25 protein-coding genes are annotated in these 23,646 nt (G+C 64.1%); 16 read left to right on the top strand and 9 right to left on the bottom strand.

What is annotated here, in order from left to right; translation table 11 throughout:
- Window positions 1–58 precede the first annotated feature (58 nt).
- From AWB77_RS29205 to AWB77_RS29195, 3 genes are all read right to left on the bottom strand, one after another.
- Window positions 59–1,498, bottom strand: a complete 1,440-nt coding sequence (locus tag AWB77_RS29205) for an MFS transporter (protein WP_061137962.1) — start codon at window positions 1,496–1,498, stop codon at window positions 59–61.
- A gap of 98 nt (window positions 1,499–1,596) precedes the next feature.
- Window positions 1,597–2,748: a CaiB/BaiF CoA transferase family protein gene (locus AWB77_RS29200; RefSeq protein WP_061137961.1), complete on the bottom strand. Its 1,152-nt coding sequence runs from the start codon at window positions 2,746–2,748 to the stop codon at window positions 1,597–1,599.
- Between the two features lie 10 nt (window positions 2,749–2,758).
- Entirely contained in the window at window positions 2,759–3,709 is a 951-nt protein-coding gene (locus AWB77_RS29195; protein ID WP_061137960.1) for a hydroxymethylglutaryl-CoA lyase, read from the bottom strand.
- A 133-nt stretch (window positions 3,710–3,842) separates the two neighbouring features.
- On the opposite strand from AWB77_RS29195, the gene AWB77_RS29190 reads away from it, so the two are divergent.
- From AWB77_RS29190 to AWB77_RS29160, 7 genes are all read left to right on the top strand, one after another.
- Complete coding sequence (locus tag AWB77_RS29190; protein ID WP_061138016.1) at window positions 3,843–4,751, top strand: LysR family transcriptional regulator; 909 nt, start codon at window positions 3,843–3,845, stop codon at window positions 4,749–4,751.
- A 124-nt stretch (window positions 4,752–4,875) separates the two neighbouring features.
- Window positions 4,876–5,124: a hypothetical protein gene (locus AWB77_RS29185; RefSeq protein ID WP_061137959.1), complete on the top strand. Its 249-nt coding sequence runs from the start codon at window positions 4,876–4,878 to the stop codon at window positions 5,122–5,124.
- A 106-nt stretch (window positions 5,125–5,230) separates the two neighbouring features.
- Window positions 5,231–5,749 carry a DUF421 domain-containing protein gene (locus AWB77_RS29180; RefSeq protein WP_061137958.1) on the top strand — a complete coding sequence of 173 codons (519 nt, stop codon included), beginning with the start codon at window positions 5,231–5,233 and terminating at the stop codon, window positions 5,747–5,749.
- 89 nt (window positions 5,750–5,838) lie between these two features.
- Window positions 5,839–6,213 (top strand): phage holin family protein, encoded by a 375-nt coding sequence (locus AWB77_RS29175; protein ID WP_061137957.1) that lies wholly within the window; start codon window positions 5,839–5,841, stop codon window positions 6,211–6,213.
- The gene (locus AWB77_RS29170) at window positions 6,210–6,515 is read left to right on the top strand and encodes a hypothetical protein (protein ID WP_061137956.1); all 306 of its coding nucleotides are present in this window, start codon (window positions 6,210–6,212) and stop codon (window positions 6,513–6,515) included. The genes AWB77_RS29175 and AWB77_RS29170 overlap by 4 nt, the downstream gene beginning before the upstream one ends.
- 62 nt (window positions 6,516–6,577) lie before the next feature.
- Window positions 6,578–6,832: a hypothetical protein gene (locus AWB77_RS29165; RefSeq protein ID WP_061137955.1), complete on the top strand. Its 255-nt coding sequence runs from the start codon at window positions 6,578–6,580 to the stop codon at window positions 6,830–6,832.
- A 68-nt stretch (window positions 6,833–6,900) separates the two neighbouring features.
- Window positions 6,901–8,070 carry a zinc-dependent alcohol dehydrogenase gene (locus tag AWB77_RS29160; protein ID WP_061137954.1) on the top strand — a complete coding sequence of 390 codons (1,170 nt, stop codon included), beginning with the start codon at window positions 6,901–6,903 and terminating at the stop codon, window positions 8,068–8,070.
- A 3-nt stretch (window positions 8,071–8,073) separates the two neighbouring features.
- On the opposite strand, the gene AWB77_RS36185 is transcribed toward AWB77_RS29160, so the two are convergent.
- Complete coding sequence (locus AWB77_RS36185) at window positions 8,074–8,244, bottom strand: hypothetical protein (protein WP_157694939.1); 171 nt, start codon at window positions 8,242–8,244, stop codon at window positions 8,074–8,076.
- A gap of 212 nt (window positions 8,245–8,456) precedes the next feature.
- Between AWB77_RS36185 and AWB77_RS29155 the strand changes: the two genes are divergently transcribed.
- The 3 genes from AWB77_RS29155 (at window position 8,457) to AWB77_RS36180 (ending at window position 10,490) form a co-directional block, all read left to right on the top strand.
- Window positions 8,457–8,843, top strand: coding sequence for a DUF2231 domain-containing protein (locus AWB77_RS29155; protein WP_244158690.1), 387 nt, complete (start codon window positions 8,457–8,459; stop codon window positions 8,841–8,843).
- Window positions 8,836–10,155 carry a PQQ-dependent sugar dehydrogenase gene (locus AWB77_RS29150; RefSeq protein ID WP_061137952.1) on the top strand — a complete coding sequence of 440 codons (1,320 nt, stop codon included), beginning with the start codon at window positions 8,836–8,838 and terminating at the stop codon, window positions 10,153–10,155. Before AWB77_RS29155 ends, AWB77_RS29150 begins: the two co-directional genes overlap by 8 nt.
- Before the next feature lie 176 nt (window positions 10,156–10,331).
- Entirely contained in the window at window positions 10,332–10,490 is a 159-nt protein-coding gene (locus AWB77_RS36180) for a hypothetical protein (RefSeq protein ID WP_157694938.1), read from the top strand.
- A 2-nt stretch (window positions 10,491–10,492) separates the two neighbouring features.
- Here AWB77_RS36180 and AWB77_RS29145 read toward each other — a convergent pair whose 3' ends face one another.
- The 3 genes from AWB77_RS29145 to kce form a co-directional block, all read right to left on the bottom strand.
- Window positions 10,493–11,371, bottom strand: a complete 879-nt coding sequence (locus AWB77_RS29145; protein WP_061137951.1) for a class I SAM-dependent methyltransferase — start codon at window positions 11,369–11,371, stop codon at window positions 10,493–10,495.
- A 61-nt stretch (window positions 11,372–11,432) separates the two neighbouring features.
- Window positions 11,433–12,788, bottom strand: a complete 1,356-nt coding sequence (locus AWB77_RS29140) for an MFS transporter (protein WP_061137950.1) — start codon at window positions 12,786–12,788, stop codon at window positions 11,433–11,435.
- 46 nt (window positions 12,789–12,834) lie between these two features.
- Window positions 12,835–13,773, bottom strand: a complete 939-nt coding sequence (gene kce / locus AWB77_RS29135; RefSeq protein WP_061137949.1) for a 3,5-dioxohexanoate:acetyl-CoA acetone transferase — start codon at window positions 13,771–13,773, stop codon at window positions 12,835–12,837.
- Window positions 13,774–14,075: 302 nt separating this feature from the next.
- On the opposite strand from kce, the gene AWB77_RS29130 reads away from it, so the two are divergent.
- Window positions 14,076–15,107: an AraC family transcriptional regulator gene (locus AWB77_RS29130; RefSeq protein ID WP_061137948.1), complete on the top strand. Its 1,032-nt coding sequence runs from the start codon at window positions 14,076–14,078 to the stop codon at window positions 15,105–15,107.
- Window positions 15,108–15,113: 6 nt separating this feature from the next.
- Here the strand turns inward: AWB77_RS29130 and bluB are convergent, their stop codons facing one another.
- Together bluB and AWB77_RS29120 are read right to left on the bottom strand one after the other, a co-directional pair.
- The gene (gene bluB / locus AWB77_RS29125) at window positions 15,114–15,776 is read right to left on the bottom strand and encodes a 5,6-dimethylbenzimidazole synthase (RefSeq protein WP_061137947.1); all 663 of its coding nucleotides are present in this window, start codon (window positions 15,774–15,776) and stop codon (window positions 15,114–15,116) included.
- Between the two features lie 25 nt (window positions 15,777–15,801).
- Window positions 15,802–16,458, bottom strand: a complete 657-nt coding sequence (locus AWB77_RS29120; protein ID WP_061137946.1) for a FadR/GntR family transcriptional regulator — start codon at window positions 16,456–16,458, stop codon at window positions 15,802–15,804.
- Between the two features lie 167 nt (window positions 16,459–16,625).
- On the opposite strand from AWB77_RS29120, the gene AWB77_RS29115 reads away from it, so the two are divergent.
- The 5 genes from AWB77_RS29115 to AWB77_RS29095 all read left to right on the top strand — a co-directional run bounded on the left by AWB77_RS29115 (window position 16,626) and on the right by AWB77_RS29095 (window position 23,642).
- The gene (locus tag AWB77_RS29115; RefSeq protein ID WP_061137945.1) at window positions 16,626–18,410 is read left to right on the top strand and encodes a gamma-glutamyltransferase family protein; all 1,785 of its coding nucleotides are present in this window, start codon (window positions 16,626–16,628) and stop codon (window positions 18,408–18,410) included.
- Window positions 18,411–18,437: 27 nt separating this feature from the next.
- Window positions 18,438–19,847, top strand: coding sequence for an MFS transporter (locus AWB77_RS29110; RefSeq protein WP_061137944.1), 1,410 nt, complete (start codon window positions 18,438–18,440; stop codon window positions 19,845–19,847).
- Window positions 19,848–19,859: 12 nt separating this feature from the next.
- Window positions 19,860–20,393 (top strand): GAF domain-containing protein, encoded by a 534-nt coding sequence (locus tag AWB77_RS29105; RefSeq protein ID WP_061137943.1) that lies wholly within the window; start codon window positions 19,860–19,862, stop codon window positions 20,391–20,393.
- A complete protein-coding gene (locus AWB77_RS29100; protein WP_061137942.1) occupies window positions 20,390–21,694 on the top strand; it encodes an MFS transporter in 1,305 nt (434 codons plus the stop codon). Before AWB77_RS29105 ends, AWB77_RS29100 begins: the two co-directional genes overlap by 4 nt.
- Window positions 21,695–21,908: 214 nt before the next feature.
- Window positions 21,909–23,642 (top strand): ATPase, encoded by a 1,734-nt coding sequence (locus AWB77_RS29095; RefSeq protein WP_244158689.1) that lies wholly within the window; start codon window positions 21,909–21,911, stop codon window positions 23,640–23,642.
- Window positions 23,643–23,646 lie beyond the last annotated feature (4 nt).

Below are 23,646 nucleotides of genomic sequence, written 5' to 3'. Positions count from 1 at the left end.
CTGCCTTGAGGAGAAGCGGGGCATTTGTACCGGAAGGGCGCGCGACTTCATGCGCACATCAATGGCACAGCTCTTCCAGACGCTTGCCATTAGTGCGCGGCCCGAAGATGCCGATCGACAATACGACCACGAACATGCACGCCGTGATGCCGACAAACACGCCGCGTACGCCGAAATCGCGCAACAACGCCGCGATGATGAAGCCCGACATCATCGCGCCGATGCGGCTCGCGGAATAGACGAGTCCATTCGCGCGGCAACGGATCGCAGTCGGAAAGAGCTCGGCCTGATACGCGTGATAGCACACGGAGATGGTCTGCCCGGCGAGACTGATGACCACGCCGAGCACGATCAGCATCGGCACCGACCGCGCCTGCCCGAACGCGATGCCGCACACGATCACCATCAACGCGCCGCCGACGATCAGCCATTTGCGCTGGATGCGGTCGGCGTAAAGCATCGCGAGCATCGGACCGACGGGCAGCGCGAACGCGATGATGAACGAGTAAAGCAGGCTCTTCGTGACGGTGATGCCCTGCCCGATCAGCAGCGTCGGCACCCAGTTCGCAAAGCCGTAATAGCCGATCGCCTGACACAGATTGAACACGACGAGCATCAGGAAGCGCGAGCGGTACGGCGGCTCCAGCAATTCCGCGAACGACGCCCGGCGATGTACCGGCTGCTCCAGCACCGGCAGCGGTGGCGGCAACGGCGCGTGCGACTGCCGCGCGACGATGGATTCGATATCGCGCACGATGACGTCAGCTTTAGCGGCCTGTCCGTGCGACGCGAGCCAGCGTGGACTCTCTGGAACCGAGCGGCGGATGAACCACACGAGCACCGCACCCGCCGATCCCGCGAGCACGACGACGCGCCATCCGTCGATGCCGAACACGGTCGTCGGCACGAGCCAGTACGACAGGATCGCGGCGACGGGCGCGGCGGCGAACATCACCATCTGATTGAACGCCATCGCGCGGCCGCGCATGTGTTGCGGCACGAGTTCGGTCACGTAGCTGTCGATGGTGATGATCTCCACGCCCACACCGATGCCCGTGATGAAGCGCCATAGAATCACCATCTCGGGCGTCGTCTGGAATGCCATGATCGCCGAGCCGACCGAGTACCAGAGCAACGACACTGTGAACACGGCGCGACGGCCATAACGATCCGGCAGCCAGCCGAAACAGAACGTGCCGACGAACAGCCCCGCGAACGTCGCCGCGATGAATCCGGCGATGCCGGTGAAGCCGAAGAACGAATGCGTCGTCGTCGCGAGCAGTCCGCTCTTCGCCATGCCGGGCGCGATATAGCCCGTGAAGATCAGATCGTAGATTTCGAAGAAGCCGCCGAGCGAGATCAGCAGTACGAGCATCCAGAGATGCCGAGTGATCGGCAGTCGATCCATGCGCGCCGATATTTCCGCGCCCGGTTGAATGCCGGCCTGCACGTTCGGCGTGATGAGCGGGGCGCTGCCCGCCGTGACGGTCTGCTGCATGTTGTCTCCTGATCTTCGATGTGTCCGGCGGCCTGTCTCGATGCCTGCCTGCCGGGTCCGCTATCGCCGCGCCGCTCGACGCGCGCGCGGCACGAGGCTCATGCCGTTATCCGGCTTCTGATGCGCGAGAGCACCTCCTGAGTGTGCTCGCCGACGCGCGCGAGCGCCTGACGCACGCCGGGGCGGCGGCCGCCCATCGTGATCGGCAGCAGGACGACGTCGGTCGTGCCGCCATCGTCGGTCTGCATCGGCACGAGGCCGCCGCTCGCTTTCAGGTGCGGATCGTCGAGAAGCTGATCGGGCCGCACGATCGGCGCATAGGGAATGCCGGCCGCTTCGAGCTTCGGCGCGAGTTCGTCGACGCGATGATCCTTCAGGATCGCGCCGAGACAGGCGAGCAGCTCGGGGCGCACCGCGACGCGCATCGCGTTGGTCGCGAAGCGCGGGTCGGCGGCGATGTCGTCGCGCGCGAGCACATCGCAGAGCGTGACGAACTGTTTGTCGCTCACCGCGCCGATGAAAAGCTGCTCGCCGCCGGCCAGCGTGAAGACGTCGTAGACACTCCATGCCGATACGCGCGCGGGCATCGGCGGCGGCGCTTCGTGCGTCATCGCGTATTGCTGCATGTGCTGCGCCGAGAGGAACACGCAATTCTCGAAGAGCGCGCTCTGCACTTCCTGTCCGCGTCCGGTGATATCGCGCTCGCGCAGTGCGGCCAGAACGCCGATCGCGCCGAACATGCCGCCCATGATGTCGTTCACCGATGTTCCCGCGCGCAGCGGCCGCCCTACCGGGCCGGTCATGTAAGACAGACCGCCCATCATCTGCACGACCTCGTCGAGCGCGAGGCGCTTTTCATAGGGTCCGGGCAAAAAGCCCTTGTGCGACACATAGACGAGCCGCGGATAACGCTTGCCGAGCGTTTCGTAATCGAGCCCGAGCTTCTGCATGAGACCGGGACGAAAGTTCTCGAGCACGACATCGCATGTGCCGATGAGTTCGGTCGCGGTTTCGCGGCCTTCCTGCGTGTTGATGTCTATGACGACGCTCTTCTTGTTGCGATTGAACGAGCGAAAGAAGCCGATGCCCAGTCCCGGCAGCGTGCGGGTCTTGTCGCCGCCGGGCGGTTCGATCTTGATGACCTCGGCGCCGAGATCGGCCAGGATCATGCCGCACGTCGGCCCCATCACCATATGCGTGAATTCGACGACGCGCACACCGTCGAGAGGAAGTCCTGTATTCGAAGTCATGTGAGAAGCCTCAAACGGTCAGCGCGGCGCTCGCCGCATGGCGCGCGAATGATTCGGGAAGTCCGGCACGCCACAGCGCGCCGTGCAGCGTTTCGCCTTCGAGCCAGCGCGCGACCTTCTCGCGCAGCCTGAGCAATGCGGCAATGTCCACGCCCGTTTCGATGTCCATGCCGGCGAGCATGAAGGCGAGGTCCTCGCTCGCCGCATTGCCGCTCGCGCCGGGCGCATGCGGACATCCACCGATGCCCGCGAGCGTCGCATCGAAACGAGTGACGCCAGTTTCGAGCGCGGCATATACATTGGCGAGCGCGAGGCCGCGCGTGTCGTGGAAGTGACCGCACCAGAAGCGCTCGCCCGCGATGCGCCGCGCCTCGTCGAAGAGATCGCGCACGGCGCGCGGCCCCGCATGGCCGACGGTATCCGCGATGCTCACGCGATCCGCGCCCGCATCGAGCAGCGCCTGCATGCAGCGCAGCACTTCAGTTCTGTCGACGCGGCCCTGAATCGTGCAGCCGAACGCCGTGCCGATGCCGCCTTCGATCAGCGTCTTTGCGCCCGATGCATCGCGTGCCGCGCGAATGCGCGCGACCTCCGCAACGACTTCGTCCGGCGTCTTGCGCAGATTGGCGAGGCTATGCGCGTGACTCGCCGATAGCGGCACGAGCAGCAGATCGGCGCCCGATTCGAATGCACGTTCGGCACCCTTCAGGTTGGGCACGAGCACGGAAACGAAGAGGCCCGGCAGCGTCTTTGCGAACGCGACGAGCTCGGCGGTATCGGCAAGTTGCGGCAGAAGCCGCGCAGGCACGAACGAGCCGACTTCGATCTCGCGCTGGCCGGCGGCGTAGGCGTCGCCGATCCATTCACGCTTGCGCGACGTCGGCAGTACTTGCCGGATGCTTTGCAAGCCGTCGCGCAGACCGACTTCGCGAATCACGGCTTCGGTGGGAAATACAGGCATGAGGCGTCTCCTGGGGTGCCGCCGGTCATCGTCCCGCCGGCGTTGTGCTAACTTTAGACGTTCCGCTGAACCGCAGAAGCGGTAATTCGGAAGCGTCATCGTTCCCGTTCGGAACGTCTCAATGGAGCCCGCCGTGCGCGATATCGATCTGAAGACGCTGCGCCTGTTCGTTGCCGTATGCGATCACCGCAACATCGCGCGCGCGGCCGATGAAGCGCACATCGAGCCATCCGCGATCAGCAAGCGCATCGCGCAACTCGAAGCCGATCTCGGCGTGCCGCTCCTCTCGCGTTCGCGGCGGGGCGTCGAGCCGACCAGCGCGGGCATCGCACTCGTCGAACACGCGCGCAGCGTGCTCTTCACGCTGGATCGCATCGGCAGCGACATCGCGGCGTTCGGAAGCGGCTTGCGCGGACGCGTGAGCGTGTGCGCGTCGGCATCCGCGATTGCGGAAGCGTTGCTCGACGACATCGCCGCGTTCATGCGGGAGCCTGCGAACGCGAACATTCGCGTGGACGTGGAGGAACGGCTTTCCGCCGATCTCGTGCGCCAATTGCGCGAAGGCGCGGCGAGTGTCGGCGTGTGCTGGGATAACGTCGATCTCGAAGGGCTGGAGCACGAGCCGTATCGACGGGACCGGCTGGCGCTCGCCGTGCATCCCGATCACCCGCTCGCGAGCGCCACGCGCCTGAGTTTCGAGGACACGCTGCAATACGAGCACGTCGGCCTCTTACCGTCGACCGCCGTCCACACGATGCTGCGGCGCGCGGCGGCAAGCGCGGGGAAGACGCTGTCGTATCGCGTCATCGTGTCGAGTTTCGACGCGGCGTTTCGCGTCGTCGCGGCAGGGCTCGGCATCAGCGTGGTGCCGGTGGAAGTGGCGGCGACGTATCGGTCGGTCTTCGGCGTCGCCGTGATTCCGCTCACCGATGCGTGGGCGGAGCGCCGGTTCGTCGTCTGCTTCAAGCGCTTCGAACTGTTGCAGCCCGCCGCTCAACGAATGGTCGAGCATCTCACGCGCCGCGCGCAACGCCACGCCTAGCGAAACCGTGTGTGGTGTAACGAATAGAGCCCGCAGCGCGCCGCCGATACTTTCCTACAGAGCGAACCGCGCCGCCGAAGCGTCGCGTTCGTGGCCATCGATAAAAACAGCCATAGGGATGCCTATGCTCAACAAATACATTTGTGAAAATTCGCAGGTCCAGATCGGTCTCGTCACGCAGGGCCATATCCCGACCATCGAGTGCATGCTGGAAGGCGGCGCGCTGTGGCACGACATCGGCCGCGCGATCAACTGGGACCCGGCAACGGCGGCGCAACACTACGCCCGGTACGCGTTCGATCAGCTGAGACGCCTGCGCAGCGAACTCGAAACGCACGGCCTGTACGACGCCGAATCCGCGCCGCAGCGGTAAGACGGCGGGCGCGCGCATTGCTGCTCGACTTCGAAGGAGACGATGATTCGCCGCATTGCATTCGCGTGACGCGAGATTCGAACGCGCCGTAAGCGGCGCTTGCCGAATGGGAGGAACGATGAGTCTGCTGCTGAGCGTCTTTGGCGAAGGACGCGATCTCGACTCCCTGCAGATGTCCGCACGCGCCGTGGCGGTCTTCTTCGGCGCCCTGATCTTCATTCGCATCGCGGGGCGGCGTTCGTTCGGACAGCGTTCGCCGTTCGACTACGTCGTCGCGATTCTGCTCGGCGCGACGCTGAGCCGTGTCATCGTGGGCGCTTCGCCTGCCATTCCGACGGTCGCGGCATCGTTCGTGATTGTCTTCGTCCATCGCATTCTCGCGTGGACGTGCGTTCGTTCGCCGTGGCTCGAGAAGCTGATCGTCGGCGCGGAGCGCGAAGTCTTCAAGGACGGCAAGTTCGACGACAAGCAGATGTCGGCCGCTCTCATCACTCGAACGGATGTCTTCGAGACCGCGCGGCAGGAGCTCCACGCGACCGGTCTCGACGACGTGCAATCCGCGATTCTCGAACGCAATGGTCAAGTGAGTCTCATACGCAAGCCGAAGGACGCGCGCAACAGCTGAGCGCGCGCGCCGCCGATGCGGGCACGAATGCTGCGCGAGGTCTTGCGCACGACCGCCCATCTCTCTTCGACTTGGCTGGAGAATTCGCGATGACCATCCAGAGAAAGATCTCCAACTGGCGCAGGATCGGCCATTTCTGCGCGACGCGTCTCGTCGACTACGGCGAACTGATACCGATCGAGCTTGCGGAAACCAAAAAACGCGTGTTGCACGAAGTGGTCGCGATGGTCGCGCTCGCGATCGGCGCGCTCTTCACGTTGTCCTTCATATCCATCGCGGTGATCGTGACGGCGTTCGGCACGCCGCATCTCGTGCTGACGGCATGGTGCGTCGCCGCCGCGTGGCTCGCCGTCGCGGTGATCTCGATCGTCGTCATGATGTCGCGCAAGCCGACCGAACCGTTTCGCCTATTACGCGAAGAAATGCGCCGCGACGTCGAGACCATCAAGGAGGTGGCGCAATGAAGCACGCGATCAAACAGGACATCGTTCTTGCGCGCATGGCCGAATCGCGCGCCGAACTCGTGGCGGCGCACGCGCTCGACGAACCCGTGCGCGTCACGCGTGCGCGCATCGCGCGGCCGTCGACACCGGCGGGCAACGCGCCGTGGTTCCTGCGCACGCCCAACGCGGAACTGATCGCGCTCGCGCTCGTCGGCGTCGCGATTCTCGGCTTGCGGCGCACGGTGCAAACAGCGGTCGGCGCGGGACTGAGCGCATCGACGCATCGCGTGTTCGGCGATCTGCTCAACGCTTTGCGCGAGTGATGACGGCATAACGATTGCTCGATTGAGAAGCGCAGCTCTCTCTCAAGTTCAAGGAGCAATCGATGCAGAACGAACCATCCGATCCCGTCGAACGTGCGGACGAGCGCCGCGAGGCGCTCGGCGAAGGCGACATCAAGCAGAAGCGCGACGGCACCATCGAACAGCGCGAGCACGGCAACATCGACCCGACGCTCGTACCCAAGGGCAAGGATCATCCCGAAGAAGGGCCGTACGCGCCCGAGCACGATCACGTCGATCCCGATGTCGAACCGGCGAGCCGCAGCGGCAGGCCGGGGAAGTCCGACAACGAAGCCTAGACGCACGCCTGACCCGCTACCCAGCGCACGACCCCGACCAGCGCAGCAATCACCGCACGAGGCATTTCATGAAAGCACTCATCTGGCACGGCAAGAAGGACATTCGTTACGACACGGTTCCCGATCCGATCATCGAGCATGGCCGCGACGCAATCATCAAGGTATCGACATGCGCGATCTGCGGCTCGGATCTGCATCTGTTCGACGGCTTCATGCCCGGCATGAAATCCGGCGACATCATGGGACACGAGTTCATGGGCGAAGTGGTCGAAGTCGGCCGCGACAACACGACGCTCAAGATCGGCGATCGCGTGGTCGTGCCGTTCACGATCATCTGCGGCGAATGCGACCAGTGCAAACGCGGCAATTTTTCGGTCTGCGAACGCAGCAATCGCAACAAGGACGTCGCTGACAAGATGTTCGGTCACACGACGGCCGGCCTCTTCGGTTACACGCATCTGACGGGCGGCTATCCCGGCGGACAGGCCGAGTACGTGCGCGTGCCCTTCGCGGACAAGACGCACGTGAAGATTCCCGACGGCCTCACCGACGAGCAAGTGCTGTTTCTCGGCGACATCTTTCCGACGGGCTGGCAGGCCGCCGTCAATTGCGATATCGAACCGACCGATACCGTTGCCATCTGGGGCGCGGGGCCTGTCGGACAGATGGCGATTCGCAGCGCCCTGATTCTCGGCGCGAAGCAGGTCGTCGTGATCGATCAGGTGCCCGAGCGGCTCGCGATGGCGCGCGCGGCGGGCGCGATCCCGATCAACTTCAAGGAGGAAAGCGTGCTCGACCGCCTGGGCGATCTGACGCAGGGCAAGGGTCCGGAGAAGTGCATCGACGCGGTCGGCATGGAATCGCACGCGACGCGCTCGTTCGACGCGCTCTATGACCGCGCGAAGCAGGCCGTCATGCTGGAGACGGACCGGCCGCACGTGCTCCGCGAGATGATCTATGTGTGCCGTCCTGCGGGAATACTGTCGGTGCCGGGCGTGTATGGCGGACTCATCGACAAGATTCCGTTCGGCGCGTCGATGAACAAGGGTCTCACGTGGCGCATGGGTCAGACGCACGTGAATCGCTGGACCGACGACCTGCTGAGCCGCATCCAGGACGGCCAGATCGATCCGTCGTTCGTCATCACGCACCGCATGCGTCTCGAAGACGGCCCTTCGATGTACAAGACGTTCCGCGACAAGGAAGACGGCTGCATCAAGGTGGTCCTGAAGCCGTAACGGCTACTCGTGCTTTTGCGCCGGCGGGCTCGTGCCTGCCGGCGGAGCCGAACTTTCGATCTTGCTCCCGCCGATGCTCATGCTGTCGTTGCCCGCATCGTGCGCCTTCTTGCACGCCGCCATGCCGAAGGCCAGCGGAATCGTCAACATCACCGCGCATATGACTCGCTTCATTGTCTGCTCCCTCGAGATGTAAGCGCCCATCCGAATTCAGCAGTGCCTATGCCCGCACGCGGCACCTTGCAACCGTCAGGCAAACGAAGGACTCAGGCATGGACGATGCAGTATCGATCGCATCCGTCACGACTTGCAGAGGTAGCGCCATGTCCGCCAGGCCCGTCGTCGCCAGACATCCTTCGAGGATCGCTCCGGCCATATTCGAGTTGATGAATCCGGTACCGTACGGACTCTTCGTCGGCACGCTGATTTTCGATATCACCTACATGAGCACGCGCAACGTGTTCTGGGGCAAAGGGGCCGCGTGGCTCGTCACGGCGGGACTCATCATCGCGATCGTGCCGCGCCTGCTCAATCTCGGCCACGTATGGCTGCAGCGCCGCCGCGCCGTATCGCGCATCGAGAGAATCGACTTCTGGCTCAACTTGCTCGCGATCGTCGCGGCGATCGTCAACGCGTTCGTACATAGCCGCGATGCCTATGCGATGGTGCCGGAGAACGTCGTGCTTTCGGTGATCACCGTCGTGCTGCTGAGCATCGCGCACGTCGTCATGGCAATGGACCGCCTCGGACTCGCGGAGGCGGCTCATGAATAAGTATCTCGCGACATGCGCACAGGTCATCGCCGTGGCGGGACTGGTGAGCGGCTGCAACGAACATGCGCAATACGACGCGGCGCATCAGGCGGGCGCGAATCCGCCGATGCCCGAAGCGCGCAACTTCTTCGCGCCGCCGATGCAGGTGCCCAACTATGTCGGCTGGCAGAAGGACGCCACGCCCAAGGTCGCCGATGGTCTCAAGATCGAGAAGATCGCATCGGGCCTCGTGCATCCGCGCCAGGTCTATGTGCTGCCCAATGGCGACGTGCTCGTGGCCGAATCGAACAGCCCGAACGAAGAGGCCGTGACCACGCCGAAGCAACTCATTGCGGGGCTGATCGAAAGCAAGTCGGGCAAGAAGGCAAAGGGCGCGAATCGCATCACGCTGCTGAGAAAGTCCGCCGATGGCAACGGCGAATGGGAGCGGCACGTGTTCATCGACCATCTGCACTCGCCTTTCGGCATGCAGCTCATCGGCGATACGCTCTATGTCGCCGATACGGATGCGATCCTCAAGTTTCCCTACAAGACAGGCGAAACGCGTATCGATGAACGCGGCGTCGAGCTCGCCGATCTTCCCGACACGATCAATCATCACTGGACCAAAGCCCTGCTCGCGAGCCCCGATGGCAAGAAGCTGTATGTCGGCGTCGGCTCGAACAGCAATGTCGGCGAGAACGGGCTCGATGTCGAGTACCGGCGCGCGGACGTGCTCGAAGTCGATACCGCAACGGGCGCAAGCCGAATCTACGCGGCGGGCATTCGCAACCCGACCGGCCTGCAGTGGGAGCCGAAGACCGGCCAGTTGTGGGCGATCGCGAACGAGCGCGATGAAATCGGCGCGGACCTCGTGCCCGACTATCTGACTTCGGTGAAAGAGAACGCCTTCTATGGATGGCCGTACAGCTACTACGGCCAGCATGTCGATCCGCGCGCGCAGCCGCAACGTCCCGACCTCGTCGCCAAGGCAATTGCGCCGGACTTCGCGATCGGCTCGCACGTCGCGCCGCTCGGGCTGACGTTCTATACCGGCGACAATCTTCCGCCGCAGTATCGCGGCGGCGCGTTCATCGGCGAGCATGGCAGTTGGGACCGCACGCCGTTGAGCGGTTATGTGGTCTCGTATGTCGCGTTCGAAAACGGCAAGCCCACGGGCGCGCCGAAGGATGTCGTCACGGGCTTTACATCGGCGGATCAGAAGGAACTGTATGGCGCGCCTGTAGGTGTCACGCAGGACCGGCAAGGCGGGCTGCTGATTGCCGACGATGTCGGAAACGTCGTGTGGCGCGTAACCGGCAACGCGCGGTAACGCGAAGCAATTCCTCACCGGCGTTTCAAACTGTCTGCGGAATTCGCGACGAGTACATTCAACGCGGATTGAAACGGCGTGGCGTGGTGATTTAACTTGTACGAAAGGCGCCGGTTACATATCGTAGGGTCAAGGCCCTTCCAGAACCGCTTTTCACGCACGGCAAGGTGAACGCCATGGAATTCGTTCTGCTGCTCGCGGTTTTCCTCACGTCGTCGGGATATCTTTTCAACGCCGCCGTTCAGCCTGCCGCGCCAACGGCGGCGTCGGCGGCGCCCTATCCGGCTGCGGCAGCGGCTGCGGTTGCGGATACGGGCACGGCCGTCGCACGCTGACGCTACGGCTTGACGAACCTGAGCGTCATGCGATCCGACTCTCCGATCGCGGCGTAACGCGCACGATCGGCGTCGCCGCCCTTGTAGGTCGGCGGCAGCGACCACACGCCGTTCGGATAGTCCTTCGTGTCCTTGGGATTCGCATTGATTTCGCTGCGCGCGACGAGCACGAAGCCCGCCGCTTTCGCACGCTCGATCACGTAATCCTCGGTCACGTAGCCGGTATCGATCATCTGCTGAACGGATGTCCCCGGCCGCGCGCGATGCTCTTCGACGCCGAGTTCGCCGCCGTGCTTCAGCGCATCGTAGAACGCGTCGAAGTTCGCATCGACCTGTCCGTCCTTGATCCAGTTATGGATGTTCCGGAACGTCAGCACGCGCGCGAACCGTTCGTGCGCGTCGAAGCCGATGAACCGGCCCGCATGCAAGGTGCCGACGACGACGTTGCCGTAGATCGCCGGAGCGTCGGCGAGCTTGCGCCGATACGCGGCATCGGTGTCGCTGTCCTCGGCGGCGAGATCGGCGGACGTGCTGAGATATTGCGCTTCGTATAGCTGACCCGCGCCGTGCAGATACGGCGCGAGAATGTCCGTGTACCATCCGCCGCCGGGCGCGATCTCGAGCACCGTCTGCGTCGGCGCGAGCTCGAAGAACTGCAGCGTCTCTTTCGGATGACGGTAGACATCGCGTGCGCGCGCCTTGTCGGCGCGTTGCGGTCCGGCGATGGCGGCATCGAGCGATGCGGCGCTCACCTGCCTCGATGACGCATCGTGCGACGCAAGCTCGGACGTCGGCGACGAAGCGCATCCGGTCAGCGCGAGCGCAAGAAGCGCGGCGGCGCGCGCAATGACGCGCGCCCGGTTCAAGCGTGCAGTGTCCATGACATGAGCGCGAGTGTCGGATAGCACACCATACGCGAAACCGCGAAACCTTGCCCCGCGCTCAGCTCTTGCGCGCGTTCAACCGGCCCGAAGCGTCCGCGCCACCGGCGGGCCGCTCCGCCGCATGAATCGACTTCGCGAGCAGCGGCACGAGCAGCAAGCCCAGCACCGAGGCGCCCACGACGACATTGAAGCCCGAATCGCTTCTGCCGGTCATGGTTTCGGCAAGCCCGAAGAGATAAGGTCCGACGAAGCCGCCCAGAAGCCCGATCGTATTGATGAACGCGAGACCCGCAGCCGCCTGCACGCCTTGCAGGCGCTTCATCGCGACGGCCCAGTACGAAGGCAGGATGCCGCCCGCGAAGAAGCCGGTCACGCCGAGCAGCACGATCTGCACCGCCTGGTTCCAGCTGGCGATGAACCCGCACGCACTGACGACGACGCCCGCGGTCAGCACGCCAAGGAAGCCGCATTCGTTGCTCACGCGCCGATGAATGCGCGGCAGCGTCAGCACGCCGATCAGAAAGCCGATGCCGACACTGCTCGACAGCACACCGACGAGCAGCGGCGAGCTCACGTGCATCTGCGCGACGATCGACGGCGTGAAGAAGTACAGGCCGACGAACGCCACCTGATTCAGAAAATAGATGAGCGCGATGAGCACGGTCGTGGGGCGCTTGAGCGCCGAGAGCCAGTCCGCGGTGGTGAGTTCGGCATGACCGTGCGTATCGATGACCGCGTGCGTCTCGAGCGCCTGCGCTTCCTGCGGCGATAGCCATTTGACATCGGACGGGCGGTTCGGCAGCTTGAAGAACAGCACGACGCCAAGCACGATGGTCGGCAAACCTTCGAGCAGAAACATCCACTGCCAGCCGCGCAGACCGCCAATGCCGCCGAGCTGCATCAGCGCCGCGCCGAGCGGATTGCCGATGATGAGCGCGACCGACGGCGCCGTGTAGATCCATCCGACGGCGACTGCACGATCCTTCGGCGCGAACCAGAGCGTCACCATGTACATCAGCGCCGGAAAGAGGCCCGCTTCGGCCACGCCAAGCAGCACGCGCAGAAGATAGAACGACCATTCGCCGCGCACGAACATCATGGCGGTGGACAGCGCGCCCCACGTCACCGCGATGCGCGCAATCCACGCGCGCGGCCCGATGCGATGCGCGGCCAGATTGCTCGGCACTTCGAGCAGCGCATAACCGATGAAAAAGATGCCCGCGCCCAGGCCGTAAGCGGCGGCGCTGATGCCCAGGTCGGCGGCCAATGCGCTCTTGGCGAGCGCGACGTTCGTGCGGTCGATGAACGACAGGAAGTAAATCGCGCACATCAACGGAAGCAGTCTTGTCATTGCCTTGCGCGTCGCAAGCCGATGCGTTTCTCCGAGGCTTTGGTCAACAGTCGTGGCGGTCATGACGTCTCCAGAATTTGATCTTTGCTTTTCGCGTGCTTCGAAGGGATTAAAACGTGACGTTGTCGCGTCCCTTCAGTCCGAGGATCGCGCGCGCATCGGCGGGTGTTGCGATATCGAACGACAACTCTTCGAGAATGCGGCGAATCTTGCGGACCTGTTCCGCGTTCGATTTCGCCTTCACGCCGCGCGACAGATAGACGCTGTCTTCGAGTCCCACGCGCACGTTGCCGCCCATGATCGCCCCCATCGTCACGAGCGGCATCTGATGGCGGCCCGCGCCAAGTATCGACAGCCGATAGTTCTCGCGGCCGAACAGGCGGTCGGCCGTCGCGCGCATCATCGAAAGATTTTCCGGGTCCGGCCCGATGCCGCCGAGAATCCCGAGCACGCACTGGATGAAGAACGGCGGCTCGATAAGCCCGATGTCGATGAAATACGCGAGGTTGTACAGATGCCCCACGTCGTAGCATTCGAACTCGAAGCGCGTGCCGTACTCGCGGAACTCGGCGAGGATGTTCCTGATGTCGCGGAAGGTGTTGCGGAAGATCATGTCCTCCATGCCTTCGATGTATTCCTTCTCCCAGTCGAAGCGCCACGACGCCATCTTCGCCGCGACCGGATGCAGCGAGAAGTTCATCGATCCCATGTTGAGCGAGCACATCTCCGGTCTGGCGACGCGTGCATAGGCGAGCCGCTCGTCGAGCGTCATGCGCGTGCTGCCGCCGGTCGAGATGTTGATGACCGCGTCGGTTTGCGCCGCGATGACGGGCACGAATTGCCGGAAGACATCGGGCGAAGGCGTCGGCCGGCCGTCTTCGGGATTGCGCGCATGCAGATGCAGGATCGCGGCGCCCGCCTCGGCGGCTTCGATCGCCTGGCGCGCGATATCGCCGGGCGTGAGCGGCAGGTGCTCCGACATCGACGGCACGTGCGCCGATCCCGTGACCGCGCACGTGATGATGACTTTGCTGCTCGAATGGCTCATTCCATGTCCTTCTTTTTTGCGAGTGCGACAGGCGAGCGGCAACGCCGCCCTGCGCTCGCATGACGCAAGCGGGCAGCGGATGCCGCTGGAAATATTCGTGGATGACGCTACGCGCGCCGATGACTACGGCGGCGAGGAACCGGCTCGATGTGGGTATCGCATGTCTGTCTCCGATGGATGCGCGAGTCGCGCAAACGCCATGCGGACCCGTCTTGTTACATAGATGGTAGTGGGATACGATTCGGCGCGGAAGGTCTTATTCGGACAAGGTGGTGTCCCCGCAGGACACACGAGGAGGCGCGATGTCTTCGAAATTCCCACTGTCGAACGAACGCATCTACGCGCCTTACAAGATAGCCGCGCTGGTGGACGTGCTTGCCGAGCAAGGCATCGCGCCCGAGGACAGCCTGGAGGGAAGCGGCGTCGCGCCCGCGCAGATCTACGACGCTTCGGTCATGACATCCGTGCGCCAGTACGCGGCCGTCTGCGCGAACGCCGTCGCCATGTCGGAGGATCCGCGCACGCCGTTCAGGACCGGAGCGCGTCTGCATCTCGCCGCCTACGGCATGTACGGTTATGCGCTGATGTCGTGTCTTTCGCTGCGCGACTATTTCCGGCTCGGCGTGAAATATCATCGGCTCGCGACGCCCACGCTCACCATCGAATGGCACGAGCATCCGGCGACATCGGTATGGACGTTTCCCGATGCCTTTTCTTCGCCGTTCGCGCACGACGTGCAGCAGTTTCTGCTCGAACAACAATACACGCAGCACGTCACGCACTTGCAGGATGTCGCGGGCAGAAGCTGTCCGCCCGTGCTCGCGCGCTTTTCGTATCCCGCCCCGCCCCATGCCTCGATCTATTCCGAGTATCTGAACTGTCCATGCGAATTCGGCGCGGACGAATGCCAGCTCATCTACGACAGCGCGATCCTCGACATCAAGCCGCATCTCGCGGACCGGCATTCCGCCGCGCTGTTGCAGGAAACGTGCGACCGGCTCATCGGACAGGCGAAGACATCGACCGGTGTAGCCGGCGAGGTCTATCAGGTGCTAATGCGCAAGCCCGGCGAATTTCCGGGCATGGAGACCGTCGCCGCCGCATTGCAGATGACGAGCCGGACGTTGCGGCGGCGACTTGAAGCGGAAGGCACGTCGTTCGTCGCGATCGTCGACGACGTGCGCTGCTCGCTCGCCACCGAATATCTGAAGACGACGAAGCTCAGCACCGACGATGTCGCCATGCTCGTCGGCTTCACGGACACCGCCAACTTCCGCAGGGCGCTCAAGCGCTGGACCGGCAAAGGGCCCGCGGAAATCCGCGAGCAGCAGTGACCGCGCTTACTTTTTTAACTCGCTCATCGGCTGCGGCCAAGCATTCTCGAAAACACACTCGTCGCCGGAACGACGCTTTTCCCAACCTTCGGTTTCGAGCATCGGGGCATCGTAGTAGCGTTGCACGTGCCCGATGCACAGGATCGCGACGGGCCGCGCGCCCGCGGGCATCCTGAGCAGCGCGGCGATTTCGGCGGGATCGAACAGCGAGACCCAGCCCATTCCGAGCCCTTCCGCGCGCGCCGCGAGCCACATGTTCTGGATCGCGCACGCGACCGAAGCGAGGTCCATCTCGGGCAGCGTGCGCCGTCCGAAGACGTATCGCTCGCGGCCGTCCATCAACGCCATCACCAGCACTTCGGCGCACTCGCGCAAGCCTTCCACCTTGAGCCGCATGAACGAATCGCGCCGTTCGCCGAGCGCATCGGCGGTGAGCATACGTTCGCGTTCGACCGCATCGCGCAAGCGCGCGCGAATGTCCGCGCACGTGATGCGTACGATGCGCCACGGCTGCATGAAGCCGACGCTCGGCGCGTGCAGCGCAGCGTCGATGAGGCGCTGCATCACTTGCGGCGCGACCGGATCGCTCAAAAAGTGGCGCATGTCGCGGCGTTCGTGAATCGCGCGATAGACGGCTTCCCGGTCCGGCTCGCTGAAGGCGTGTTCCATGAGTATCGAAAGAATGGGTTTGCGTTCAATCCCGTGGCGACGGTATGCGCCATTGCACGTTGAGCAGATGATCGCGCATGCGCGCGGATGCGGTCGCGCCGTCGCGATCGATCATCGCCTTCACGACGGCCTGATGCTGCTCCGCGAAATGCCGCCGCGTGTCCTGATCGGCGGTTTTCTCGCGCGCGGCCGGCTTCACGCGCATGCCGTTCACCACTTCCATCAGCGCGATGATGGCGGGATTGCGCGTGGCCTGCGCGATCAGCAAATGAAAGCGATGATCCCACTGCTGCCATTCGTCGTCGTCCTTCGCCGTGGCGTTGCGGCGCGCGCACTTTTCCAGTTCCGCGAGATCGTCTGGGCTCGCCTTGCGCGTCGCCAGTTCGACGAACGCCGGTTCGAGCACGAGCCGCATCTCCGCGATATCCGCCGGGCTCGACCCCGCATTCAGACTGCGCAGCGACGCCGAAAACTTCAGCGGCCGCGCGCCCAGATACGTGCCGCGCCCGACGCCGCGCCACACGCGCCCCGCCGCTTCCATCGACGCCAGCGCGCCGCGCAGATCGCGCCGGCTGATCTCGAGCGATTCGGCGAGACTGCGTTCGGGCGGCAAGGCGTCGCCTTCCTTCAGGTTGTGCCGCGCGACGTAATCGAGCAGCTTCTCGAGTGCGGGCTTCTCCATGTTCTTCGTGCTTCCTGATCTGAACCAATCTACATTGGTTCACTTTAGCAGAGAGTCGTCCGCATGGCGACGAATTGCTTTCGCTTTTTTGGTGGCGTAATCTCATCACATATTCTGTATTTACTCGATGAACCAATCGATATTGGTTCACCAATCGGACGACATTCATGAGCTTCACGACACGACCCGAACTGATCGGCACTTTCGGCATGGTGGCGTCGACGCACTGGCTCGCCAGCGCCTCCGCGATGGCCGTGCTCGAAAAAGGCGGCAACGCGTTCGACGCCGCGGCGGCGGCCGGTTTCGTGCTGCAGATCGTCGAGCCGCATCTGAACGGGCCGGGCGGCGAGTTGCCCGCCGTGTTTTACAGCGCAAAGGAAGATCGCGTGCGCGTGCTGTGCGGACAGGGCGTGACGCCCGCCGCGATGACCATCGATCGCATGAAGGAAATGGGCCTCACGGTGATGCCCGGCACCGGCCTCTTGCCCGCCGTCGTTCCAGGCGCGTTCGGCGGCTGGATGACCTTGCTGCGGGATTACGGGCAACTGCCGCTGGAAGACGTGCTGAGCTACGCCCTCGGTTATGCGGAGCACGGCTATCCGGTGCTGCCGCGCATGGCGTCGTCGATTCTCGCGATTCAGGATTTCTTCAAGCGCGAATGGCGCACGTCCGCCGAACAGTGGCTGCGCGATGGCGCGGCGCCCCGCCCCAATCATCTGTTCGCGAATCCGGCGATCGCGGAAACATACAAGCGCATCCTGCGCGAAGCGAACACGCGGGGCGATCGCGCGGAACAGTGCGAACGCGCGCGCGTCGCGTTCTATCGCGGCTTCGTCGCGGACGCCATCGATCAATATTTCCGCTCGACCGACGTGCTCGATACATCCGGCCAGCGCAATCGCGGCCTGCTCGACGCATCCGATCTCGCGCGCTGGGAAGCCGCTTACGAAGACGCCGTATCGTACGAATACGAAGGCTTCATGGTTCACAAGACGGGACCGTGGGGACAAGGCCCGATGTTCCTGCAACAGCTCGCGCTCCTGAAGGGCTTCGATCTCGCGGGCATGGACCCGATGGGTCCGGACTTCGTGCATACGGTCATCGAATGTTCGAAGCTCGCATTCGCCGATCGCGATGTGTTCTACGGCGATCCGAATTTCTCCGACGTGCCGATGCAGACGCTCCTCAGCGACGCGTACAACGACGCGCGCCGCCAGCAGATCGATCCGCGCCGCGCATCGTTCGAATTCCGTCCGGGCAAGCTCTTCGACAGCGACGTGCGCGCCGCGAAGATTCTTGCCAACGCGGGCCGCCAGCAGCCGGGCGGCTTCGGCCAGGGCGAACCGACTTTCGCGCCGCTGCCCGAGTTGCGCGGCGACACGGTGCATCTCGATGTCGTCGACCGATGGGGCAACATGGTTTCCGCGACGCCATCGGGTGGCTGGCTGCAGGCATCGCCCGCCGTGCCGGGACTCGGCTTCAACGTCACGACGCGCGGCCAGATGTTCTGGATGGAAGACGGCCTGCCCTCCTCCCTTGGGCCGGGACGCCGCCCGCGCACCACGCTCTCGCCGACCCTCGTCACGAAAGACGGTAAGCCCTACGCCGCGCTCGGCACGCCGGGCGGCGATCAGCAGGATCAATGGTCGCTGCAACTGCTGCTGCGGCATGTGCACTTCGGCATGAATCTGCAGGCCGCCGTCGACGCGCCGTCGTTTCAGACCGCGCATTTTCCCGGCTCGTTCTATCCGCGCGACATCCAGCTCGGCAAGATGTCGGCGGAGCGCAATTTTCCGCAAGCGACGCTCGACGAACTGCGCGCGCGCGGCCACGAACTCACCGTCGCCGATCCGTGGTCGCTCGGGCGCGTATGCGCCGTGGGCATCCGCAACGGGCTGATGCGCGGCGCGGCGACGCCCCGCCAGATGCAGGCTTATGCGATCGGGCGCTGACCCGGCACTCATCGGAGAACATCGACCATGTCCGTTGTTGCCGCACGCCTCGAACGGCTGCCGCTATCCGGCTTCCATCGCAAACTGCTCATCGTCGGCGGTTTGGGCTATATGTTCGACGGCCTCGATTCGTCGTCGCTGGCGTTCCTGCTTCCGGTCGTCAGCAAGTTGTGGAATCTGACGAGCGCGCAGACCGGGCTCGTCGCGAGCAGCACGTATATCGGCTATTTCTTCGGCGCGTTCCTATCAGGCGTGCTCGCGGACATCATCGGCCGGCGTCGCATCATGATGAGCGCGCTCGCCATCTACTGCGTCGCCTCGCTCGCGAGCGCCACCGCGCAGGACTGGCATACGTTCTTCGCTCTGCGCATCGTCGCGGGCTTCGGCTCGGGCGCGGAAACCGTCGTCATCGCACCGTTTCTCGCGGAGTTCGTGCCGCGACGCTATCGCGGCATGTTCTGCGGCGCGCTCGTCGGCTTCATGTCGTTCGGCTATCTCAGTTCGTCGATCCTCGGCTACACGGTCGTGCGCAATTTCCCGGACGGCTGGCGCTATCTCGCCGTCATCACGTCGCTGCCCGTCGTGATGCTGCTCTGGTGGCGGCGCACGCTGCCCGAGTCGCCGCGCTGGATGGAATCGCAAGGACGCGTCGATGAAGCCGGCAGCATCGTCGACGCTATCGAAGCGTGGTACGTGAAACGCGGCATCGCGCTTGCGCCGTTGTCGGCCGTGGGCGCGATTCCGTCCGCCGCGAAGAGCAGCGGCAGCGCGTGGGGCAACGTGAAGACGTTATGGGGCAAGCGCCTCGCGGGCACGACGGCCGTGAGCTGGCTGATGTGGTTCGCCGTCGCGTTCGCGTATTACTCGTTCTTCTCGTGGATTCCGAGCCTGCTCGTCAAGGAAGGGCTCACGATCACGAAGAGCTTCGGCTTCTCGATCGCGATCTACGGCGCGCAGATTCCCGGCTACTTCTCGGCGGCATGGCTCAACGAGAAGATCGGGCGCAAGGGCGTGGTGGCTTCGTACATGACGCTCGGCGGCATCGCGGCGATCATGTTGTCGCTCTCGCACACGGGCACGCAGATCATGGCGGCGGGCATCTGCCTGTCGTTCTTCATGAACGGCGCCTTCGCGGGCGTCTATGCATACACGCCGGAGATTTTCCCGACTGCGGTGCGCACGACGGGCACCGGATCGTCGTCGTCGTTCGGGCGCATCGGCTCGGTGAGCGCGCCGATTCTCGTCGGCATCGTGTATCCGGCGTTCGGCTTCTTCGACGTGTTCGCGATGACAACCGCCGTGCTGCTCGCCGGCGCGTGCGTCGTGTTCTTCCTGGGCATCGAGACGCGCAATCGCTCGCTCGAGGATATCGAGATCAACGGCGCGATCGATGGCGATGCACGCGAGCATCTCGCCCCGACCAACCTGCGCGGCTAACCATTCATCGACATGCAAGATACGCAAACGCGCCCGCTGCAACTGAACGACCTGCATCGCCTCGCGCACGCGCTGCGCGAATCCGCCCAGCCGGCAACGCTGTTCGATGCGGTCGCGTCCGTCGCCGCCGAAACCATCGGCTATCGGCTTTTCACGATCATGGCCTACGACGCGCGCAATCAAGAAGTGGAGCGCGTCTTCACCAACATGCCCGGCGTCTATCCGGCCGGCGGCCGCAAGAAGAAGCGCGGCACCGCGTGGGCGACGCAAATCCTGCACGAATTGCGGCCGTTTCGCGGCGAGACCGCGCACGACATCCGCAACGCATTCGACGATCACATGACGATGGCGAGCCTCGGCCTCGGCTCGATCCTCAACATTCCGATCGCCTACGACGGCGAATGCATCGGCACGATGAACCTCACGCATGTCGAGCACTGGTACACGCGCGAGCACGAAGACGCGGGCGTGCTGCTCGGTTCGTTTCTCGCGCCCGCGCTCGTCTCGCGAATGCCCTTTCACGCCGATTCGGAGCCGCGTGCATGAGCCGCGCATCGTCTCCTGACACCGGGCGCTGGCTGATCGTCTTCGCGCTGGGCTATCTCGCGCTGCTCGTAGACGGCGCCGACGTCATGATGTACGGCCTCACGCTCACGCGCATCAAGGCCGAATTCGGTCTCACCAATGTCGAGGCGGGCGCGCTCGGCAGCCTCACGCTCGTCGGCATGGCGGTGGGCGGCATTCTCGGCGGATGGGCGAGCGATGCACTCGGGCGCGTGCGCGTCGTCGTATGGGCGCTCGCGCTCTTCTCGCTCGGCGCCGGTTTGCTCGGACTCACGCACACGTTCGCGCAGTTCGCGCTCGTGCGCTTCGTCAGCTCGCTCGGCATCGGCTGCATGGTGCTCGTGAGCACGCTGGTCGCGGAATACGTGCCGACCGCGCGGCGCTCGCTGATTCTCGGCGTGCTGCAGACAGGCGTGTCGGCGGGATATATCGTCGTGATCTCGCTCGCCAACTGGATCCTGCCGCATTATGGCTGGCGCATGCTTTTCTATGTCGCGACGATTCCCGTCGTGCTCGCGCTCGCGATCCACTGGTTCGTGCCCGAGCCGCCCGGCTGGCGCGCGAGCGCCGCGACGCGGCAGGGCGGGCCGCGCGTGCGCAGGCCGTGGCGCGAGAACCGCTACTACCTGATCTTTTCGGATGCCGAAGCACGCAAGATGTTCATCCTCTGGGCGCTCGCTTCGGTGTTCGCGTTGTCGGGCTTCTACGGATTGAACAACTGGCTGCCGACATATCTGGAAAAAGAACTGCACGTGCGTTTCGGCTCGATGGCGAGCTACATGATCGGCACGTATGTCGTCGCGTTCGTGGGCAAGATCGTCGCGGGCTGGCTCGGCGACGTATGGAGCAGGCGCGGCGTGTACGTGCTCGGGTGCATCGGCGCGGCGCTGTTCTTACCGGTGATCGTATTCTTCCATACGCGCGACAACATCGTCTGGTTGATGCTGTTCTTCGGCTTTCTCTATGGCGTGCCGCTCGGCACGCTCGGCGCGTTCATGTCGGAGAGCTTCGCGACGCGCGTTCGCGGCACGGCGGTCGGCGGCTCGTATAACGTGGGCCGCTTCTGCTCGGGGGCGGCGCCTGTCGTCATCGGCTACATCGCCACGCAGTTTTCCTTTGGCGTGAGCTTTCTGCTGGTAGGCGCGGTGTTCTTCCTGAGCGGCATCTGCACGCTGTTCATTCCGGACCGTCTCTACGATACGAGCGCACCGGAACCCGACGACGCCCTTCCTCCGACCGCCACGCGCGACCCCAACGCCGACAATCTGCCGCTCAAAGCGTGATCCGCGATCACGCTGCATGACGCATGACGCTAGCGCCCGCTCCGTCGCGCTTCGTCATCCGGCAATACGTAGAATTAATGATTGACGCCCTCCTGCCGAAAGGCTGAAGCTTCCGGAAATACTCCGTAAGAAAGCTTTCAGTTTGTCCGCGCGCTGAAAAAACGATTTCGTTCCGCCATGCCGGTCTGCATGGTCTCGATAAACGGAGAGCGTAATGAGAAGGATCAGAGGGCTGTTGCTGGCTATTTCGTCAGGAGTATTGATCAGTGCGTGCGGCGGCGATGCGGGCTCCGATGCGCCTGGCGCGAACGCGAAGAACGTCGTCGGTCAACCCGCCGCGCTGACGGAAGCCACGAGCAAGGGCTACGCGTTATCGACGGTCATCTGGAGCCGCGTGCCGATCGGCGTCTGCTGGGACTTGAACGACGCCGATTTCTCGCGCTATGCCGCGCAACGCAACTGGACACGTCTCGCGGTGCAGGAAACCTGGGAGCAGCACTCGGGCGCGAAATTCACCGGCTGGCGGCAGTGCACGAACGATCGGGACTACTACGGCATACGCATCTCGGTTGAAGACAGCGCGACGCCCGGACCGCACACGCTCGGCCTCGGCGCTATGCTGAACAACGAAGCGGGCGGCATGGCGCTGAACTTCACGTTCAGGAACTGGAGCCAGAGTTGTCAGGGACGCGAGGAATACTGCATACGCCGCGTGGCCGCGCATGAATTCGGTCACGCGCTCGGCTTCGCGCACGAGCAGAACCGGCCCGATACCCCATCGACCTGTACGGAGCCGCCGCAAGGCGTAAGCGGCGACACGATGATCGGCGCGTGGGATCTCGCATCGATCATGAACTACTGCAATCCCGAATGGAACGGCGACGGCAAGCTGAGCGCCACCGACATCGACATGGCGCAGAAGTACTATGGACCGCCGCCGCGCAGCCAGACCGTGTACACGTTGACGCGTGCGCAGGCTCCAGCACGCGTGACCGCGTACGATTTCGTGTCGCGCGCGGCGAAGGCATCGATCGATCTCGCGCTGACCGGCGACTACACGCGCGTCGATCAGATGTTCGCGAGCACGGATGGGCAGCGCCTCTACGTATCGATGGAGCGGAGCGCGGCATCGGTCGATCTCGTGACCATCGACACCGCGAGCAATACGATCGTGCGCGTCACGCCCATCGGCCCGTTTCTGTCGATGTCGGGCGGCTATGGCGTTCAGCCCGCGCTCAGCGGACATGACGTTTATGTGTCGAGCGGCAATGTCATCAGCGTGATCGATGCGGACGCCGGCACGCTCGTCCGAAAGCTCGTACTGCCGAAGGACTTCAGCCTCATCAAGGTCGTGACGGCCGCCGAAGATGCGGAGAATCTCTATGCACTCGCGAACGAGCCGGGCGCGAGGCTCGAAGTGCTGCGCATCGAAACGGCGAGCGGGTTCATCAGAAGCGGCTATCCCGCGGGTTCCGCGCCCGCCGCCGCGCGCGATCAGTTTGCCGTGACGCCCGACGCGAAGAAGGCATATTTCGTGGGCTTTGCGTCGCCGCTCGCCCAGGGCAGGTTGACGGAAATGGACCTGGAAAGCGGCATCGCACACGCGTTGACGGCTCTGCCGGAAAAGAATCCGCTGTTTCTCGCGGCCATCAGCAACCGGCAAATCCTTTTCGCCGACGACAACGCCACGAGCCCGAGCGCCATCATCCTCTACGACGTGACGAGCAACGCAAAGTCGACGCTGCTCGTATCGTCCGCGATGACGGCGTTCGTCCAGTACGAACCGAACAGCAAGTCGTTTCTTCTGGAGCAGAACGGCGTCTGGTCCGTCAATCAGTTGAAGCCGCGCGCGGGCGGCAAGTACCGGGACATCGATCTCGGGCTGCGTTCGTTCGCGAGCGGTGCGGTGTACGGCGGCGTCGCGCCGTTCGTTTTCGTGTCGCGCTGAACCG

Origin of the sequence: Caballeronia fortuita, from assembly GCF_001544835.2 — a bacterium.
In the GTDB taxonomy this organism is placed as follows: domain Bacteria; phylum Pseudomonadota; class Gammaproteobacteria; order Burkholderiales; family Burkholderiaceae; genus Caballeronia; species Caballeronia fortuita.
Note: the sequence above shows the minus strand (reverse complement) of the source record. Positions and strands in the feature narration are given on the sequence as shown.

Coding starts and splice junctions, on each gene's coding strand:
- AWB77_RS29205 (WP_061137962.1), bottom strand. CDS start 1,498: ATGCAGCAGACCGTCACGGCGGGCAGCGCCCCGCTCATCACGCCGAAC.
- AWB77_RS29200 (WP_061137961.1), bottom strand. CDS start 2,748: ATGACTTCGAATACAGGACTTCCTCTCGACGGTGTGCGCGTCGTCGAA.
- AWB77_RS29195 (WP_061137960.1), bottom strand. CDS start 3,709: ATGCCTGTATTTCCCACCGAAGCCGTGATTCGCGAAGTCGGTCTGCGC.
- AWB77_RS29185 (WP_061137959.1), top strand. CDS start 4,876: ATGCTCAACAAATACATTTGTGAAAATTCGCAGGTCCAGATCGGTCTC.
- AWB77_RS29180 (WP_061137958.1), top strand. CDS start 5,231: ATGGGAGGAACGATGAGTCTGCTGCTGAGCGTCTTTGGCGAAGGACGC.
- AWB77_RS29175 (WP_061137957.1), top strand. CDS start 5,839: ATGACCATCCAGAGAAAGATCTCCAACTGGCGCAGGATCGGCCATTTC.
- AWB77_RS29170 (WP_061137956.1), top strand. CDS start 6,210: ATGAAGCACGCGATCAAACAGGACATCGTTCTTGCGCGCATGGCCGAA.
- AWB77_RS29165 (WP_061137955.1), top strand. CDS start 6,578: ATGCAGAACGAACCATCCGATCCCGTCGAACGTGCGGACGAGCGCCGC.
- AWB77_RS29160 (WP_061137954.1), top strand. CDS start 6,901: ATGAAAGCACTCATCTGGCACGGCAAGAAGGACATTCGTTACGACACG.
- AWB77_RS36185 (WP_157694939.1), bottom strand. CDS start 8,244: ATGAAGCGAGTCATATGCGCGGTGATGTTGACGATTCCGCTGGCCTTC.
- AWB77_RS29155 (WP_244158690.1), top strand. CDS start 8,457: ATGAATCCGGTACCGTACGGACTCTTCGTCGGCACGCTGATTTTCGAT.
- AWB77_RS29150 (WP_061137952.1), top strand. CDS start 8,836: ATGAATAAGTATCTCGCGACATGCGCACAGGTCATCGCCGTGGCGGGA.
- AWB77_RS36180 (WP_157694938.1), top strand. CDS start 10,332: ATGGAATTCGTTCTGCTGCTCGCGGTTTTCCTCACGTCGTCGGGATAT.
- AWB77_RS29145 (WP_061137951.1), bottom strand. CDS start 11,371: ATGGACACTGCACGCTTGAACCGGGCGCGCGTCATTGCGCGCGCCGCC.
- AWB77_RS29140 (WP_061137950.1), bottom strand. CDS start 12,788: ATGACCGCCACGACTGTTGACCAAAGCCTCGGAGAAACGCATCGGCTT.
- kce (WP_061137949.1), bottom strand. CDS start 13,773: ATGAGCCATTCGAGCAGCAAAGTCATCATCACGTGCGCGGTCACGGGA.
- AWB77_RS29130 (WP_061137948.1), top strand. CDS start 14,076: ATGTCTTCGAAATTCCCACTGTCGAACGAACGCATCTACGCGCCTTAC.
- bluB (WP_061137947.1), bottom strand. CDS start 15,776: ATGGAACACGCCTTCAGCGAGCCGGACCGGGAAGCCGTCTATCGCGCG.
- AWB77_RS29120 (WP_061137946.1), bottom strand. CDS start 16,458: ATGGAGAAGCCCGCACTCGAGAAGCTGCTCGATTACGTCGCGCGGCAC.
- AWB77_RS29115 (WP_061137945.1), top strand. CDS start 16,626: ATGAGCTTCACGACACGACCCGAACTGATCGGCACTTTCGGCATGGTG.
- AWB77_RS29110 (WP_061137944.1), top strand. CDS start 18,438: ATGTCCGTTGTTGCCGCACGCCTCGAACGGCTGCCGCTATCCGGCTTC.
- AWB77_RS29105 (WP_061137943.1), top strand. CDS start 19,860: ATGCAAGATACGCAAACGCGCCCGCTGCAACTGAACGACCTGCATCGC.
- AWB77_RS29100 (WP_061137942.1), top strand. CDS start 20,390: ATGAGCCGCGCATCGTCTCCTGACACCGGGCGCTGGCTGATCGTCTTC.
- AWB77_RS29095 (WP_244158689.1), top strand. CDS start 21,909: ATGAGAAGGATCAGAGGGCTGTTGCTGGCTATTTCGTCAGGAGTATTG.